Genomic DNA, 16,099 nt, shown 5'->3' with positions numbered 1-16,099 from the left:
TGAGTGAGTCTACTGAGGTGCGGGTCGATCCCCGGGGTGAACGCCGCGGGCGGGGTGCCGTGCCGACGGCACGGGCGGGGGCTGGCAGGGTGGGGTCGTGCACTCCCACGGCCCCGCCGCACCGCCCCCGCCCGTCTGGGAGAGCGTCGCCGCCTCGGACGGCGACGAGCGGGACTTCGCCTGGTACGCCGGCGACCACCACATCCACACGACGTTCTCCCGCGACGCGATGTACACCGTGGACGACCAGGTGCGGCGCGCGCGCGAGTGCGGGCTGGACTGGATGGTCATCACCGACCACGGCGGCCCGGACCACGCCAAGCAGTCGGTGGCGCTGCAGACCCCCCTCATCGCGCAGGCCCGCCGCGACCACCCCGTCCTGGTGTTCCAGGGCATGGAGTGGAACATCCCCGGCGCCGAGCACGCCACGTTCATCGCCCCCGACCACGAGGGCACCCCGGACCTGCTGGAGCGGTTCGAGCGGATGTTCGACGGCGACGTCGTGGCGGCCGCCTCCAACCCCGCCGGCCCGCGGCTCATCGAGCACTCCGTGCAGGGCGGACCCGAGGCCGAGCGCCTGGGCCTGGACGCCCTGGCGTGGCTGGTGGAGGAGCTGCGCACCGGCGGGGTGGGCGAGGCGCTGGTCCTGTCGAACCACCCCATGCGCACCGGGCGCGTCTCCCCGTCGAAGGTGCGCGGCTGGCGCGACGCCGCACCCGGCGTCTTCGTCGGCTGGGAGGGGGCTCCCGGCCACCAGGCGGCGGCGCTGCCCGCGCCGCTGGGCCGCGGCCGCGGGCGCGGGCAGTACGACGAGTCGCCCGGCCGGTGGTCGTTCCCCGGCTACGACCCGGACCAGTACCGCACCTGGGGCGGTTTCGACGCCGCCACCGCGCGGGTGGGCGGGCTGTGGGACTCCCTGCTGGCCGAGGGCCTGCCGTGGTGGATCACCGCGAACTCCGACAACCACTTCGACCACGGCGACACCGTGGCCGTCGCGAACCCGGACCGCTCCTACTACGTCGAGCACGGCCACCGCGGAACCCCCGTCGACACGGGGGTGGCCCAGCACGGGTACGTCGACTTCGCGCCGGGTTTCTACTCCCGCACCTGCGTGGGTTCGACCCGGCGCGACTACCGCTCCGTGATGGGGGCGCTGCGCGCCGGGCGGGTCTTCGTCGTGCACGGCGGGCTGGTGCGGGCGGTCGAGGCGCGCGTCCGCCCGGGTGGGGAGGGTCCCGGCGTCACGTTCGGCGCGCGCACCTCCGTGCGCCGCGGGGGGGACGTCGAGGTGGAACTCCTCGTCGACCCCGCCACCGAGCCCAACGGCAGCGGGGAGGTGCCCCGCTCGGCGCGCTGGGACGTCATCGTCGGCACCGTGACGGGGCGCGTCGCCGACGCCGACCGCGACCTGTGGCAGGCGCCCGGCACCCGCGTGGTGGAGAGCTTCGAGGTGCCCGCCAACGCCCGCGGCCGCCAGCGGTTCACCGTGACGCTGCGCGGGGTGCAGGACCCGTTCTACGTGCGGTTCCGCGGTGGCGACGGGCGGCACGCCGCCCCCGACGGGCACCCGCTGGTCGACAGGATCGGCGACTCCGACCCGTGGGACGACCTGTGGTGCTACACGAACCCGGTGTTCGTCGACGTGGGCTGAGCGCGCAGCGCCACGGGCGCGCACAGGAGAACCAGACCCGACTGTCAAGACATGCAGACGACTTCTCAAAGGTTGGCCCCGTTGCTAGCCTGCGAGCGGTAAGCGCTCTCCTGCATGGTCGACGAGGACCGGAGGACCACCGTGACCCAGCAGCACCCCGCCCCGCGACCCGCCGCCGCGAACACCTCGCCCCGCCGGGTGACCCGCCGCGCCTTCGCCGCCGGGAGCACCGGCCTGGCCGCCACCGCCGCGCTCGCCGCCTGCGGCGGGGGTGACGACACCGGCAGCGAGGCCGCCACGCTGCAGTTCTTCCTCTCCGGCGACACCAGTCAGGGCGGCGGGTTCGCCGCGATGGCGGCCAAGTACGGCGAGGAGACCGGCACGCGGGTCGAGGTCGTCGACATCGCCTACGACGACCTCACCACGCGCCTGCGCAACGCCGCCCGCGGCGGCTCGCTGCCCGCGCTGGCCCGCGTCACCGGCCTGGACCCGGTGTGGACCCCGCTGCTGGCCGACCTCACCGACGTCCGCGAGGCCGCGGACATCGACCCCGAGCTCATCCAGGAGGACGAGGACGGCCTCGTCACCGCCCTGCCCACCGACCTGACCGCCGTGGGCCTGTTCATCAACAAGACCCTGTTCGACCAGGCGGGGGTCACCTGGCCCCAGGACGCCTCCCAGCTGTGGACGTGGCCGGAGTTCAACGACGCCCTGCGGCAGGTGCAGGCCGCGACGGGCGCCCGGTACGGCCTCGTGGTGGACCGCTCCACGCACCGCCTGAACGCCTTCCTGTTCCAGAACGGCAGCAACGGCTTCGTCGCGCAGGACGGCGTCCACAGCGCCGACGCACAGCTCGTCCCGGCGCTGGAGCTCTTCAAGAGCATGAACGACGACCAGCTGGTGCCCCGGTCCGTGTGGCTCAGCGGCGACGACCCCAACGCCCTGTTCAAGTCCGGCCAGGTCGCCGCCTACTACTCCGGCAGCTGGCAGATCGCCGACTTCGCCGAGAACATCACCGACTTCGAGTGGGCGTCCGTCCTGATGCCGGCCTCGCCGGTGCGCTCCACCAACCTCGGTGGCGGCTACGTCGTGGTCTTCGCCGGTGACGCCCAGGACGCCGCCCACGACTTCGTCAGCTGGCTGTACGAGCCGGAGAACTACCGCGAGCTCAGCGAGACGTCCGGGTTCCTGCCGGTCGTCGAGGGCATGGAGATCACCTACCCCACCCGGCAGGAGGCGTACGACCTCTACAACGCCGAGATCGCCGCCAGCGACCCCATCGCGGCGCAGAGCATCCGCAACGGCCTGAAGACCTCCTACGAGGGCAAGGTCACCGAGGGCGACCCCGTCCGCGACAACGTCGTGAAGTACCTCAACGACGAGCAGTCCGTGCAGGTCACCGTCGACACGATCATCGAGACGCTCAACGAGCAGCTGGCCTGATGGTGCAGGAGCCGAGCTCGACGCCGCGCAGGTCGGCGCGGTGAGCACCACCCAGCCCGCCACCAGGCCGGAGCGCGCCACCCCGACCCCCGCCGGCCGCCGGTCGTCCCGGCGCCACGTCTTGGCGCCGCTGCTGTTCACCGGCGCCAACATCGTCTTCTTCCTGCTGTTCTTCGTGTGGCCCGGCGCCCTCGGGGTCGTCTACTCCCTCACCGACTACCGGGGCCTGGGGCCGCTGGAGTTCGTCGGGCTGGAGAACTACCGCGAACTGCTGGCCGACGGGGACTTCTACGGGGCGCTGACACGCACGTTCCTGTACACGGTGCTCTCCGTGCCGCTCGCCTACGTGCTGTCGCTGCTCACCGCCTCCCTGCTGGTGAGCAAGGCGGTCCGGGGCGCCTCGGTGGGGCGCATCGTCTTCTTCTTCCCCTGGCTGATCTCACCCATCGTCACCGGCGTGGTGTGGCGGTGGATGTTCGGGGAGAACTTCGGCTTCGTCAACTACGTGATCGGGCGCCTCGGCGGCGAGGCGGTGCCCTGGTCCTCCAACGCAGACCTCTCCCTGCTCGTCGTCGTCTTCGCCGGCGCGTGGGGCGGCACGGCCTTCAACATGCTGCTGTTCATGGCCGCCCTGCGCAACGTGCCGGTCTCCTACTACGAAGCCGCCGAGCTGGACGGCGCGAACGGCTGGCAGCGCTTCCGGCACATCACCCTGCCGTCCATCGCCCCGACGTCGTTCATGGTGGTCCTGCTGAGCACCCTCGGCGCGATGAAGGAGTTCGCGATGATCCAGGCCCTCAACGGCGGCGGGCCGGGCACGGAGAACAACCTCATCGTCCAGTACATCTACACGACCGGTTTCGAGCGGGCTCGCGTCGGCTACGCCAGCGCCGCCTCGATGGTGCTCATGGTGGTGCTCCTCGCCATCGCGCTGGTCCAGCTGAAGGTCAACGGTCGGCGGAAGGAGCCGAAGTGAGCAGCACCGGTCTGCCGCTGACGGAGCAGCCCCGGTCCCGGGCCACCGGGCGTGCCGCCCGCGGGCGGCCCCGCAGCGCCCGACGCACGTCCCTGCCGATGACGGCGCTGCTGTGGTTGCTCATCCTCGTGTACGCCTTCCCGGTGGCCTGGCTGCTCCTGAGCTCGCTCAAGCCCGGCAGCGAGCTGTTCAGCTACCCGCTGTCGATCCTGCCCGAGGACCCCACCTTCTCCGGGTACTCCGACGCCTGGACCCGCGTCGACTTCGCCAGGTACTTCGGCAACACGTTGCTGGTGGCGACCGTCACGACGGTCCTGACGGTCCTGGCCAGCGCCTCCACCGGGTACGCCCTGGCGAAGTACCGCGCGCGGTGGCTGTCGGTGTTCTTCGTCTGCGTGCTGGCGACGACCATGCTGCCCACCGAGGTCATCCTGACCCCCACCTTCTCGGTCATCCGCAACCTGGGCCTGTACGACTCCCTCGCCGGGATCGTGGTGCCGTCCATCATCACCGCGACCGGGATCTTCATGTTCCGGCAGTTCTTCCTCACCGTGCCGGACGACCTGCTGGAGGCCGCCCGCATCGACGGCGCCTCCGAGCTCGGCATCTTCGTGCGGGTCATGCTGCCCATCGCCCGCCCGATCGTCCTGACGCTGGCGATCTTCTCCTTCCAGTGGCGCTGGAACGACTACATCTGGCCCCTCATCGTCCTGAACGACCCCGGCAAGTTCACCCTCCAGGTCGCCCTGCGCAGCATCGTGGGTGCGGAGAACATCGACTGGCCCGTCCTGCTGTCCGCCTCGGTGATCTCGCTGCTGCCGCTCGTGCTGCTCTTCGCGGTGTTCCAGCGCTACGTCCTGGGGGCCGACCTCAACGCGGGCCTGAAGGACTGACGTGAGCACCACGCCCGAGCACGACCCGAGTGCGGGCGACGCCGTGGACGAGGCGTACGCGGCCCGCCTCGTCGCCCGTGCGGACGCCGTCGTCGACGACCTCCTCAGCGCCGCACCGGCGCCCGAGCGGCAGCACCGCCGCGTGATGCGCCGCGTCGAGGCGCTGGCGTGCGCGTACCTGCACCCGGCTTCGCGGCACCGTTCCCGCCCCGCGGTGCTGGAGCTCGCCGTCGCGACGGCCGGTGAGCTGGAGGCCCTGCAGGGGTCCGGTGGGTTGTTCGACGGGGACAACCTCGCCTCGCCGCCCGACAGCAGCTTCACCCTCAACGACCTGTGCCTGACCCTCGCGCTGTGCGAGGCGTCCGGGGAACCGCGATCGTCCGAGCTCGCCGCCGCGCTGCGCCGGATCGCCGAGCGCGCGATGCCACCGATCCGCACGGGAGGGGTGCACACCCCGAACCACCGCTGGGAGGTCTGCTCGGCGCTGGCCCGCTGGTACGCCCTGACGGGGGAGGAGGCGTACGCCCGTCGCGTCGAGGAGTGGCTGGCCGAGGGGGTGGACCAGCAGGGCGACGGCATGTACTCCGAGCGCAGCCCCCTGTACGCGGCGGCGGTCACCAACCCCTCGCTGCTGGTGGTCGCCGACGTCCTGGGTCGCCCCGCCCTGCTGGCCGCGGTGCGCCGCAACCTCGAGGCGTTCCTGCCGCTGGTCGACGACGACGGGACCGTGGAGTGCGTCCACTCGCGGCGGCAGGACCAGCACACCGACGGCTTCCCCGGCGGGGCCTTCGCGGTGCAGTACCGGCGGTTCGCCGTCGAGGAGGGCCGCGCGGACTTCGCCCGTGCCGCCCTGCTGCTGCAGGACGCCCCCGGCGGCGACCCCACGTCCGACCTCGCGCAGACCATGGCCCGCCCCTCCCTGACGCGCCTGCTGCCCGTGGCCGCGCCCACCCCCACCCCCGCCCCCGACCGCGCGGTCCTGGCCCCCTCGGGCCTGGCGGTCAGCAGGAGGGGGCCGCAGCGGCTGGTGGTGTTCGGCGGCAGCGACCAGCCGACGAGTCCGCGCATCGCCTCCGGCCTGGCGAACACCGCGACCTTCCTGCGCTTCCGGCACGGGGCCGCGTGCGTCCGCGCCGCACGCTTGTCCACGGCGTTCTTCGGACTGGGTGCCTTCCGCAGCGGCACGCTGGAGCAGGCCGAGGGCGGCTGGCTGCTGCGCCAGCGGCTCACGGCGGCCTACCACCACCCGTTGCCCGCCGGTGCCCGCCGCGACGACGGCGCCTACGTGCTGCAGGACGAGGGCCGGTTCTGGGCCGCCATGGACTTCAGCCGACGGTCCCGCGACGAGGTCCACCTGGACACCCGCGTCCTCGTGCGCGAGGTGCGGGACGGCGTGGACCTGCACCTGGCGTTCGAGGGCGCCGCGACGGACTGGAGCCTCGAACTGACCCTTACCCGCGGCGCCCGCGTGGAGGGGGCGGTGGAGGTCCGCGACGGCGTGCACCACCTCACCTCCGGCACCGCCCGCGTCCTCGCCGGCGCCGACGAGCTCACCGTCGGACCGGTGGCTCCCGGCGGCGCGGGGAGCCCGCCGGTGCACCACCAGGGGGAGCAGTACGACTACCTCGGCGGCTCGCACGCCACGACCGGGCCGCGCCTGTACGTCACCGGCCGCACCCCGGGAGAACACGTCGTCCGGATCACCGGCCGCAGCGTCCGCGGCTGAGCGTTCCGGCCCCGGACCTCAGCGGCGGGCGCGGCGCTGCTCCCTCGCCCGCCGGACCAGGTCCGCCGCCGCCGCGTCCCAGGCGGGGTGCTCGAAGGCGAAACCGGCCTCGAGCAGCCGGCCGGGCACGACCCGGCGGCTCTTCAGCAGCAGTTCCGTGTCGGTGCGCAGGACGAACGCCCCCGCCTCGGCCATGAGCCGGGTCGCCGGCAGGGCCAGGCGACGGCCCCAGGCGCCGCGCAGGGAGCGCATGAAGTCCACCTGCGGCAGCGGGTCCGGGGCGGCGACGATGAACGGCCCCGCGAGGTCCTCGCGCTGCAGCAGGAACAGCACGGCGCGCACGAAGTCCTCGCCGTGGATCCAGGAGACGTGCTGCCCGCCGCCGGCCACGGGACCGCCGAGCCCCAGGCGGGCCATCCACGACAGGTAGTCGAAGATCCCGCCGCGGTCGGGGGTCATCACCATCGCGGTGCGCAGCGCGACGCGGCGCGTGGCGGGGACGTCCGCGTCGGCCTGGGCCTGCTCCCAGCGGCGGGCGATGCGCACGCTGTACTCCCAGTACAGGGGCACGTCGGGCTCCTCGCCGCCGAGGACGCCGTTCGCCTCGTCGTGGGGCAGGTCGTCGCCCCGGCTGCGGGCGTCGGCGTAGACGGTGGCCGTGCTCATCTGCAGCCACACCGCGGGCGGCCGCTCCGCCCGGGCGATCGCCTCGCCCACCGCCCGGGTGGACTCGACGCGCGAGTCCATCATCTGGCGCAGGTTCGCGTCGGTGTAGCGGCAGCTGACCGTGCGGCCGGCCAGGTTGACGACCGCGTCGGCGCCGTCCAGCTCGGCCGCCCACGCCCCGAGGGTCCGCCCGTCCCACAGCACGTGCCAGGCGCCGTCCTCCAGCCGTTCCGGCCGGCGGCTCAGGACCACCACCTCGTCGCCGCGCTGCGCCAGCGCCCGCCGCAGCACGCCACCGACCTGACCCGTCCCCCCGGGGATGACGACCTTCACCTGCGCAGCGTAGGGCGATGAGTCCTCGCGCCGCCGCGGGTCGACCCCTCGTCAGCCCCGCCCAGCACACCGAGAAGGAGCCACCGTGCCCACCACCCTGCCCTGCCTCTGGTTCGAGCGCGACGGCCTGGCTGCCGCGGAACGCTACGTCTCCCTCTTCCCGAACTCGTCGATCACCTCGGTCTCACCGGGGCCGGACGGGTCCCCGCTCGTGGTCGGGTTCTCCCTCGACGGCCGCGAGTACCTGGTCCTCAACGGTGGGCCGCAGTACGCGCTCAGCCCGGCGTTCTCCATCCAGGTGCTCTGCGAGGACCAGGCCGAGGTGGACCGGTACTGGGACGCGCTGCTGGAGGGCGGTGAGGAGAGCAGGTGCGGGTGGCTCACGGACCGGTGGGGCGTGTCGTGGCAGATCGTCCCGCGGCGGCTGATGGAGCTGCGGGCGGACCCCGACCCGGACCGGGCGGCCCGCGCGGTCCGGGCGATGCTCGGCATGCGCCGCCTGGTGGTCGCCGAGCTGGAGGCCGCGGCGGACGACGCCCCGTCCTGACCACCCGCACCAGGTCGACCGCGCTGCGCGCGGCCTGGGCACACTGGGCGCCGACCACGACCCCGCCGGGCTCACCGACGAGCCCCGCACCCACCGGAGGCCCCGTGACCAGCGACGCCGTCGTCGACTCCTTCCCGTCCCCCGCGGACGGCCTGCCCCTGACCACCCACCGCTGGGCGGACGTGCCCGGCGACCCCCTGGGGGTGGTGCAGGTCGCGCACGGCCTGGCCGAGCACGGCCGCCGCTACGCGCGCCTGGCCGCCGCCCTGAACGCCGCCGGGTTCGTCGTCGTCGCGAACGACCACCGCGGGCACGGCTCCTCCACCGGGGACGGCGTCCCGCTCGGCGGTTTCGGCGAGGTGGGCTTCGGCGGTTTCACCGCCGACATCGCCCGCCACGGCGAACTGCTGCGCGAGCAGGCCGGGGACGTGCCGCTGTTCCTGCTCGCGCACTCCCTCGGCTCCATGGGTGCGCAGAACGTCCTGCTGGAGCGCTCGGACCTGTACGACGGCGTCGTCCTCAGCGGGTCCACCGCCCTGGACGGCCTGGTCGACGTGGTGCGCTCGCTGCCGGCTGACCAGCCCGGCCTGGCCGCGTTCAACGCGCCCTTCGAGCACCGCACCGGTTTCGAGTGGCTCAGCCGCGACCCCGCGGAGGTCGACGCCTACGTCGCCGACCCGCTGTGCGGGTTCGCCACCGACGAGGCGATCCTCGCCGGCGCCCTGGCCACCGCCGCCGCGACCGCCGACCCCGCGCGCCTGGCCCACATCCGCCCCGACCTGCCGGTGCTCGTCGTCAGCGGCGCCGAGGACCCTGTCGGCGGCAGCGGCGGCGACCTGCTGGTGCGGCTCGTCGAGCGCTACCGCGCCGCCGGGCTGCGGGACGTGACGCTGGAGCTGCTGCCCGGCGCGCGGCACGAGGTGTTCAACGAGACGAACCGCGAGGAGGTCACCGCGCTCGTGGTCGCGTGGCTGCGGGAGCGGGCCACCCGGTGATCCCGCGACGGTGAACGCTCGACCGTGCGGGACCACGGGGGAGGGGGTGGAGGGCGGGAGGGGTCAGCCGATGCCGGTGGCGTCCCGGACGTCCCGGCGCACCGCCTCCAGCCGGGCGGCGGCCCGGGCCCGGGCGGCGGCCAGCTCGTCCCCGACCGCCCCGCCCGGCACCTCCACGACGACCTCGCAGTAGCACTTCAGCTTCGGCTCGGTGCCCGAGGGCCGCACCACCACGCGCGCGCCCTCGGCGGTGCGCCAGCGCAGCCCGTCGGTGGGCGGCAGGCCGTCCACGCCGTCGCGCAGGTCCTCCACGCTCGTCACGGCCGCCCCGCCCAGATCGGTGGGCGGCTGCTCGCGCAGCCGCGCCATCGCCCGGCCGATGAGGGACAGGTCCTCCACCCGGATCGAGACCGGGCCGGTGACGTGCACGCCGTCGCGGCGGGCGACGTCGTCGAGCACGTCGAGCAGGGTGCGCCCGTCCGCCAGCAGCCGCCGCGCCAGCCGGGCGGTGAGCACCGAGGCGGAGATGCCGTCCTTGTCGCGCACCACGGCCGGGGCGACGCAGTACCCGATGGCCTCCTCGTAGCCGAAGGAGATCCCCGGCACCCGCGCGATCCACTTGAAACCCGTCAGAGCGGGGGAGAACCGCGCGCCGTGCGCGGCGGCGATGCGGGCCAGGCCCTGCGAGCTGACCACCGAGCACGCCAGCACCGCGCCGGGGGCGGCGAGGTGCTCGCCGAGCACCCAGCCCAGCTCGTCACCGGTCAGCGCCCGCCACGCGGAGCGGTCGCCGCGCTCACCGGTGGGCACGGCCACGCACGCGCGGTCCGCGTCCGGGTCCACGGCCAGCACGAGGTCCGCCTCGACGCGGGCGGCCAGGTCCAGCGCCAGGTCCAGCGCGCCGGGTTCCTCCGGGTTCGGGAACGCCACCGTGGGGAACGCCGGGTCCGGATCCTGCTGCTGCGGAACGGCGTGGACGTCGCCGAAACCGCTGCGGCGCAGCGCCTCGGCGAGCACCTCGCCGCCGACGCCGTGCATCGCGGTGGTGACGACGCGCAGCTCGCGCGCCGGTCCCGGCCGCTCCGGCAGCGCCGTCGCGGCCAGGACCGCGTCCAGGTAGTCCGCGAGGACGTCCTCGCCGAGCACCCGCCAGCCGTCCTCCGCGCGGGGCAGGTCCGCCAGCGGCCCGACCGCGGCGATGGCCGCGGCGATCTCGCCGTCCACCGGCGGCACGATCTGCACGCCGCGGCCGTCCTCACCGCCGGCGCGCCCGCCCAGGTAGACCTTGTAACCGTTGTCCTGCGGCGGGTTGTGGCTGGCGGTCACCATGACGCCTGCGTCGGCGTCCAGGTGCCGCACCGCGAACGCCAGGACCGGCGTGGGCAGCGGACGCGGCAGCAGCAGCACCTCGCACCCGGCGGCGGTCAGCACCGCGGCGGAGTCGTCGGCGAACTCGCGCGAGCCGTTGCGCGCGTCCAGCCCGATCACGACGCGGGGGCGCTCGAAGCGCTGCACCAGCCACGCCCCCAGCCCGGCCGCGGCGCGCTGCACCACCGCCCGGTTCATCCGGTGCTCGCCGGCGCCCACCGCGCCGCGCAGCCCCGCCGTGCCGAACTCCAGGGCCCCGGAGAACCGGTCGGCCAGGTCCGCGGCGGCGCCCGCGTCGCCGCCCTCGGCGGCCGCCAGCACCGCCCGCAGCTCGGCGCGGTCGCGCTCGTCGGGGTCGTCGGCGATCCAGGCCAGGGCGCGCTCGCGCAGGTCCCCGGGCAGGGCGGTCGGCTCGGTCGTGCTCACGGGCCCGACCCTACGACCCGCCGCAGGGGGGTGGCGCGGGCACGCGGTGCCGCGCCAGGCTGACCCCGTGAGCGACGAGGTGAGCACCCCGCCGGCCGCGGCCGCCCGGGGCGACGACGAGCTGCGGGTGCCGTTCTGGATCGTGCTGGCCGGGGTCGGCGTCGGCGCCGTCTGGGCGCTCGCCGGGGTGGCGCTCGGTGCGCGGCTGGCCCGGCGGCGCTGACCGGTGCGGGAACAACCCCCGCCGGTGCCCGGTTCGGCGCCGGTGTGAAGGCGATCGTCTACAGCGAGTCCGGTGGCACCGACGTCCTGCGGCTGGTGCAGCGCGAGGTGCCCGAGCCCGGCCCGGGGGAGGTGCGCGTGCGCGTGGCCGTCTCCGGGGTGAACCCCACCGACTGGAAGTCGCGCAGCGGCGCCACGGCCGCCGCGCCGGACGGCGAGGTGGTGCCGAACCAGGACGGCTCCGGCACCGTCGACGCCGTCGGCGAGGGCGTCACCGGTCTGGCCCCGGGTGACCGGGTGTGGGTCTACATGGCCGCGCAGGGCCGGCCCACCGGCACCGCTCAGGAGTTCACCGTGCTGCCCGCCGAGCGGGTCCTGCCGCTGCCCGAGGGCGTCGGCTTCGACGTGGGTGCCGCCCTGGGCGTGCCGGCCGTCACCGCCCACCGCGCCCTCACCGTCGCCGAGGACGGCCCGCGCCGCCTGGCCCCCGGCGCCCTGGCCGGGCGCACCGTGCTCGTCGCCGGTGGGGCCGGCGCCGTCGGGCACGCCGCGATCCAGCTCGCCCGCTGGGCCGGGGCCACCGTCGTCGCCACCGTCAGCGGTCCGCGCAAGGCGGAGCTGGCGCGCGCCGCCGGTGCGCACCACGTCGTGAACTACCGCGACGCCGACGCCGCCGAGCAGGTCCGCCGCGTCGCCCCCGACGGCGTCGACCAGGTCGTCGAGCTGGCGCTGGGCGCGAACCTGGAGCTGGACCTGGCCGTGGTCCGCCCGGGTGCGAGCATCGCCGTGTACGCCAACGACGGCGGCGTCCCGGTGGAGCTGGACGTGCGCCCCAACATGGTGCTGAACACCCGCTTCCAGTTCGTCCTGATGTACACGATGGGGCAGCACAACCTCGACGCCGCCGCCCAGGACGTCACCGCGGCGCTGCGCGACGGGGTGCTGCCGGTGGGTGAGGAGCACGGCCTGCCGCTGACCCGCTTCCCGCTGGAGCGCACCGCCGACGCCCACGCCGCCGTCGAGGCCGGCACCGTCGGCAAGGTGCTGATCGACGTGGCGGGCGCGTGAGCGCCGCGCCCGCGCTCGCGGACCTCGTCCGGCGCGCCCTGGCGCTGCCGGGTCAGCGGGTGCTGCTGGGGGTGGCCGGGCCGCCGGGGGCGGGCAAGACCACGCTGGCGCGCGCCCTCGTCGCCGCGGTGCGCGCCGCGGCCGGGGACGAGGCCGCCGCGCAGCACGTGCCGATGGACGGTTTCCACCTGGCCGACGTGGAGCTGGACCGCCTCGGGCGGCGCGCGCGCAAGGGTGCGCCGGACACCTTCGACGCCGCCGGGTACGCCGCGCTGCTGCGCCGGCTGCGCGAGCAGCCGCCCGGGGAGGTGGTCTACGCCCCGGCGTTCGACCGCGACGTCGAGCAGCCGATCGCCGGCAGCGTGCCCGTGCACCCCGGCACCCGGGTCGTCGTCAGCGAGGGCAACTACCTGCTGCTGGACCACGGGTCGTGGGCGGGTGTGCGGGAGCTGTTCGACGAGGTGTGGTTCGTGGCCGGGGACGCCGCGCTGCGCACCGAGCGCCTGGTGCGCCGGCACGAGGAGTTCGGCAAGGAGCCGGACGCCGCGCGGGCGTGGGTGGCGGCGGTCGACGCGCCGAACGCGGACCTGGTGGACGCCACCGCCTCCCGCGCCGACCTGGTGCTCACCGGGGACCTCGACCTGACCACCACCTGACACCCGCCGGGGCCCGGGGGAGGATGGGACGCGTGCCGCGCATCCCCGTCGTCGTCCTCGCCGGTTTCCTCGGGGCGGGCAAGACCACCGTCCTGAACCAGCTGCTGCGCTCGGCCGCCGAGGTGCGCCTCGGTGTCGTCGTCAACGACTTCGGCGCCATCGGGGTGGACGCGCTGCTGGTGGCCGGGCTCGCCGACGACACCGTCTCGCTGGAGAACGGCTGCCTGTGCTGCAGCACCGAGGACGGCAGCGTGGAGGAGCTGCTGTCGCGGCTGGCCGCGCCGCGCGGCGGGGAGGTCCTGGACGCGATCGTCATCGAGGCCAGCGGCGTCGCCGAACCCGCCGCGATGGTGCGCCGGGTGCTGCTCAGCGGCGTGGAGGGCGTCGAGTACGGCGGTCTGGTGGTGGCCGTGGACGCCGTGGAGTTCGAGGCGACCCGGCTGCGCCACCCGGTGCTCGACGACCACGTCGCCATGGCCGACGTGGTGCTGCTGACCAAGACCGACCTCGTGGACGCCGGGGCCCTGGCGGCGGTCGCCGCCCGCTGCCGGGAGCTGAACCCGTGGGCGCCGGTGGTGCCCGCCGAGCACGGCCGCGTCGACGCCCGCCTGCTCTTCGACGAGCGGCCCGCCGTGCAGCGCCAGCTGTCCCTGGGGGAGGCGGTGGACGACCACGGCGGGCACCTGCACTCCGCCTACGAGACGGTGGAGTTCACCGGCGAGGAGCCCCTCGACCCGCGCGCGTTCGTGCGCTTCCTGGAGGAGCGGCCCTCCGGCGTCTTCCGCATCAAGGGTTTCGTCCGCTTCGCCGCCCCTTCGCACCAGCAGCGGTTCGTGCTGCACACGGTCGGCGCGGCCGTGCGGTTCGAGCGCACGGCCTGGCCGCGGGGTTCGGCCCGCCGCACGGAACTCGTCCTCATCGGCGCAGGCATCGACGAGGCGGCGCTGCTGGAGGGTCTGCGCGCGTGCGTCGCCGACGGTCCGGTGGCGGACGAGGAGATGGCGATGATGGGCGTGCTGCGCAACACCGAGGGGGTCGACACCGCCGGCCCCGAAGACGCCGACGAGACCTCGCACGAGGGCGGCCGGGGGTGAGCGGCCGGTTCTCGGTGCCGGTCGCCGTGCAGGCGCTGCTGGTGCGCGACGGTCGCTTGCTGACGCTGCGGCGGACGGGGACCGGCCACCGCGACGGCGAACTGGGGTTGCCCGCCGGGCACCTGGAGGGCGGGGAGGACGCCGTCGACGGCTGGTCGGGCGAGCCCCGCACCGGTGAACCCGGCAGGTGCAGCGAACTGGCGTGGGTGGACCCTGACGACCCGCCCGCCGACGTCGTCGACCACGTGCGTTGCGCGGTGGGCGCCTGGCGCGCCGGACGCCCCCTCGTGCTGCACGGGTGGGCCGCCGGCGGGACGTGCTGACGCGGGCGCGTCAGCACGCCAGGTCCCGGCGCCGGTACCCCGCCGCGCCGAGCACGGCGAGCAGCACCGCCACGACCGTCATCACCAGCGCGGCGGCGGTGTCGGCGCCTTCCAGCGGCACGGGCGCCAGGTGCGCGAACGGCGAGAGGTCGCGGACCCACGACGGGGCACCGGTGCTGTCGGCCAGCACCAGCAGCAGGAAACCCCCCGCGGCCGGCAGCGACCCGATCAGCGCGGTGACCGACGGCAGCCACCCGGCGGCGAACACCGCCGCTCCCAGGCAGAGCAGCGCCACCGGCGCCGTGCTCCACGTGCCGCGCAGCGCCTCCGGCAACGTCAGGCCGCCCCCGGAGGCGGCGACCCCGGCCCAGGTGGCGAGCCCCGCGACGGTCAGCAGCGCGAGGACCCCCGCGGCCGCCACGGCCGCCTCGGTGCCGAGCAGGCGCACGCGGCCCACCGGGCCGGCGGCCAGGAGCGCCAGGCGGCGGTCCGGTTCCGCGCCCACGAGGGCCGCGATCCGCACCGCGGCGAACACGCCCACGGGGACGGGCAGCAGCGAGAACACGGTCGCCGTGAAACCGCGCACGCTGTCCAGGTCGGAGAAACCCGCCTGCCCGGCCAGCTCGCCCACGGACGCGTCCTGCCCGAGGAACTCGGTGACGGCGGTCGCCGTGGTGCCGATGAGCAGGTAGTAGGCGCCGATCCCCGCGGACCAGCCCACCAGCGGCCGCAGGCAGCGGCGCACCGCGAAACCCCCCACCGACCCCAGCAGCGCCGTGCGGGCGCGCCGGTGCGCGGGACGCGCGAGCAGGCCCTCACCGACGTCCCGCCGGCCGGCCAGGGCGAGGGCCCCCGCGGCGAGCACCGCCGCCGCCGCGAGCAGGAGCAGCACGGGCAGCACCCGGTCCTGCGCGTACGGCCGGCTGAGCTCCAGCAGCCCGAAGGGCGAGACCCAGCGCAACCCCGCCCACCCGGGCGCCCCGTTCGCGACGGCCCGGGCCAGCAACCCCGCGCCGAGGACCGCGACGGCCGCACCGGCGGCGGCCGGGCGGGTGCCGAGGACCTGCGCCGCCAGCGCCGCCAGGGCGGCGGAGAACAGCCCGAGCGCGGCGACGCCGGCGCCGTGGACGGCGGCACCGCCCGGTGGGGTCCCGGTGAGCACGAGGGCCGCCGCGAGGGCCGCACCCGTGGCGGTCACCACCGCCGCCACCGCCAGCAGGTGCAGGCCCACGACCGTGCGCAGCCGCACCGGCCCGGCCAGCAGCAGGTTCCAGCGCCCGGCCTCCTCCTCCCCGCGGGTGGTGCGCGCGGTCGCCAGCGCGGCCCACGCGCCGAGCAGGACGGCGACGGGAGTGCCCGAGCGCCACACGGTGAAACCGCCGGCGGTCTCCAGCGCGACGGGCTCGCCGAACAGGGTGCGCACCGCCGGGTTCCGCGCGATGCCTCGCAGGGCGGCGAGGGTCGCGGGGTCGGCGGCCAGGGCGTCGAAGCTCGCCGCGACGGTCGCCGTCAGGGCCACGGCGACGAGCAGGGCCGCCAGCCCGCTGCGGCGCACCTGCCCCAGCGCCAGGCGTCCCACGGCCCGGGGGGGGGGGGGGGGGGGGGGGGGGGGGGGGGGGGGGGGGGGGGGGGGGGGGGGGGGGGGGGGGGGGGGGGGGGGGGGCGGGGCGCCCACCTCCCCCACCATGATTAAGAGAATAAAAAATAAATAA

Annotated in this window: 15 protein-coding genes; 12 read left to right on the top strand and 3 right to left on the bottom strand. The window is 75.4% G+C overall.

Annotation, left to right across the window (positions count from 1 at the left end; all coding sequences use genetic code 11):
- The first annotated feature begins 97 nt into the window (after window positions 1-97).
- The 5 genes from ACRYM0_RS12375 to ACRYM0_RS12355 all read left to right on the top strand — a co-directional run bounded on the left by ACRYM0_RS12375 (window position 98) and on the right by ACRYM0_RS12355 (window position 6,689).
- A complete protein-coding gene (locus tag ACRYM0_RS12375; protein ID WP_432505479.1) occupies window positions 98-1,651 on the top strand; it encodes a PHP domain-containing protein in 1,554 nt (517 codons plus the stop codon).
- A 141-nt stretch (window positions 1,652-1,792) separates the two neighbouring features.
- Window positions 1,793-3,094, top strand: a complete 1,302-nt coding sequence (locus tag ACRYM0_RS12370) for an ABC transporter substrate-binding protein (RefSeq protein WP_432505477.1) — start codon at window positions 1,793-1,795, stop codon at window positions 3,092-3,094.
- Between the two features lie 40 nt (window positions 3,095-3,134).
- Window positions 3,135-4,070 carry a carbohydrate ABC transporter permease gene (locus ACRYM0_RS12365; RefSeq protein WP_432505475.1) on the top strand — a complete coding sequence of 312 codons (936 nt, stop codon included), beginning with the start codon at window positions 3,135-3,137 and terminating at the stop codon, window positions 4,068-4,070.
- A gap of 11 nt (window positions 4,071-4,081) precedes the next feature.
- Window positions 4,082-4,963, top strand: a complete 882-nt coding sequence (locus tag ACRYM0_RS12360) for a carbohydrate ABC transporter permease (RefSeq protein ID WP_432505505.1) — start codon at window positions 4,082-4,084, stop codon at window positions 4,961-4,963.
- Window position 4,964: 1 nt separating this feature from the next.
- Window positions 4,965-6,689: a hypothetical protein gene (locus ACRYM0_RS12355; protein ID WP_432505473.1), complete on the top strand. Its 1,725-nt coding sequence runs from the start codon at window positions 4,965-4,967 to the stop codon at window positions 6,687-6,689.
- Window positions 6,690-6,707: 18 nt separating this feature from the next.
- Here ACRYM0_RS12355 and ACRYM0_RS12350 read toward each other — a convergent pair whose 3' ends face one another.
- A complete protein-coding gene (locus ACRYM0_RS12350; protein ID WP_432505471.1) occupies window positions 6,708-7,688 on the bottom strand; it encodes an epimerase in 981 nt (326 codons plus the stop codon).
- 85 nt (window positions 7,689-7,773) lie between these two features.
- Here ACRYM0_RS12350 and ACRYM0_RS12345 point away from each other — a divergent pair, with 85 nt between their 5' ends.
- Both ACRYM0_RS12345 and ACRYM0_RS12340 read left to right on the top strand, forming a co-directional pair.
- Window positions 7,774-8,235: a VOC family protein gene (locus ACRYM0_RS12345; RefSeq protein ID WP_432505469.1), complete on the top strand. Its 462-nt coding sequence runs from the start codon at window positions 7,774-7,776 to the stop codon at window positions 8,233-8,235.
- A 104-nt stretch (window positions 8,236-8,339) separates the two neighbouring features.
- Entirely contained in the window at window positions 8,340-9,230 is an 891-nt protein-coding gene (locus ACRYM0_RS12340) for an alpha/beta fold hydrolase (protein WP_432505467.1), read from the top strand.
- A gap of 63 nt (window positions 9,231-9,293) precedes the next feature.
- Here the strand turns inward: ACRYM0_RS12340 and ACRYM0_RS12335 are convergent, their stop codons facing one another.
- Entirely contained in the window at window positions 9,294-11,024 is a 1,731-nt protein-coding gene (locus ACRYM0_RS12335; RefSeq protein WP_432505465.1) for a phospho-sugar mutase, read from the bottom strand.
- A gap of 67 nt (window positions 11,025-11,091) precedes the next feature.
- Here ACRYM0_RS12335 and ACRYM0_RS12330 point away from each other — a divergent pair, with 67 nt between their 5' ends.
- The 5 genes from ACRYM0_RS12330 to ACRYM0_RS12310 are packed head-to-tail and all read left to right on the top strand — an operon-like array spanning window position 11,092 to window position 14,387.
- A complete protein-coding gene (locus ACRYM0_RS12330; RefSeq protein ID WP_432505464.1) occupies window positions 11,092-11,247 on the top strand; it encodes a hypothetical protein in 156 nt (51 codons plus the stop codon).
- A 44-nt stretch (window positions 11,248-11,291) separates the two neighbouring features.
- Window positions 11,292-12,314 (top strand): NADPH:quinone reductase, encoded by a 1,023-nt coding sequence (locus ACRYM0_RS12325; protein WP_432505462.1) that lies wholly within the window; start codon window positions 11,292-11,294, stop codon window positions 12,312-12,314.
- Window positions 12,311-12,970, top strand: a complete 660-nt coding sequence (locus tag ACRYM0_RS12320; protein WP_432505460.1) for a nucleoside/nucleotide kinase family protein — start codon at window positions 12,311-12,313, stop codon at window positions 12,968-12,970. Before ACRYM0_RS12325 ends, ACRYM0_RS12320 begins: the two co-directional genes overlap by 4 nt.
- Window positions 12,971-12,993: 23 nt before the next feature.
- Window positions 12,994-14,064, top strand: a complete 1,071-nt coding sequence (locus ACRYM0_RS12315; RefSeq protein ID WP_432505458.1) for a CobW family GTP-binding protein — start codon at window positions 12,994-12,996, stop codon at window positions 14,062-14,064.
- Window positions 14,061-14,387 (top strand): NUDIX hydrolase, encoded by a 327-nt coding sequence (locus tag ACRYM0_RS12310; protein WP_432505456.1) that lies wholly within the window; start codon window positions 14,061-14,063, stop codon window positions 14,385-14,387. Before ACRYM0_RS12315 ends, ACRYM0_RS12310 begins: the two co-directional genes overlap by 4 nt.
- 10 nt (window positions 14,388-14,397) lie before the next feature.
- Here ACRYM0_RS12310 and ACRYM0_RS12305 read toward each other — a convergent pair whose 3' ends face one another.
- Window positions 14,398-15,966, bottom strand: a complete 1,569-nt coding sequence (locus tag ACRYM0_RS12305; protein WP_432505454.1) for a polyketide antibiotic transporter — start codon at window positions 15,964-15,966, stop codon at window positions 14,398-14,400.
- Between the last annotated feature and the right edge of the window lie 133 nt (window positions 15,967-16,099).

This window comes from Kineococcus arenarius subsp. arenarius (assembly GCF_050871845.1).
Classification (GTDB): Bacteria; Actinomycetota; Actinomycetes; order Actinomycetales; family Kineococcaceae; genus Kineococcus.
Note: the sequence above shows the minus strand (reverse complement) of the source record. Positions and strands in the feature narration are given on the sequence as shown.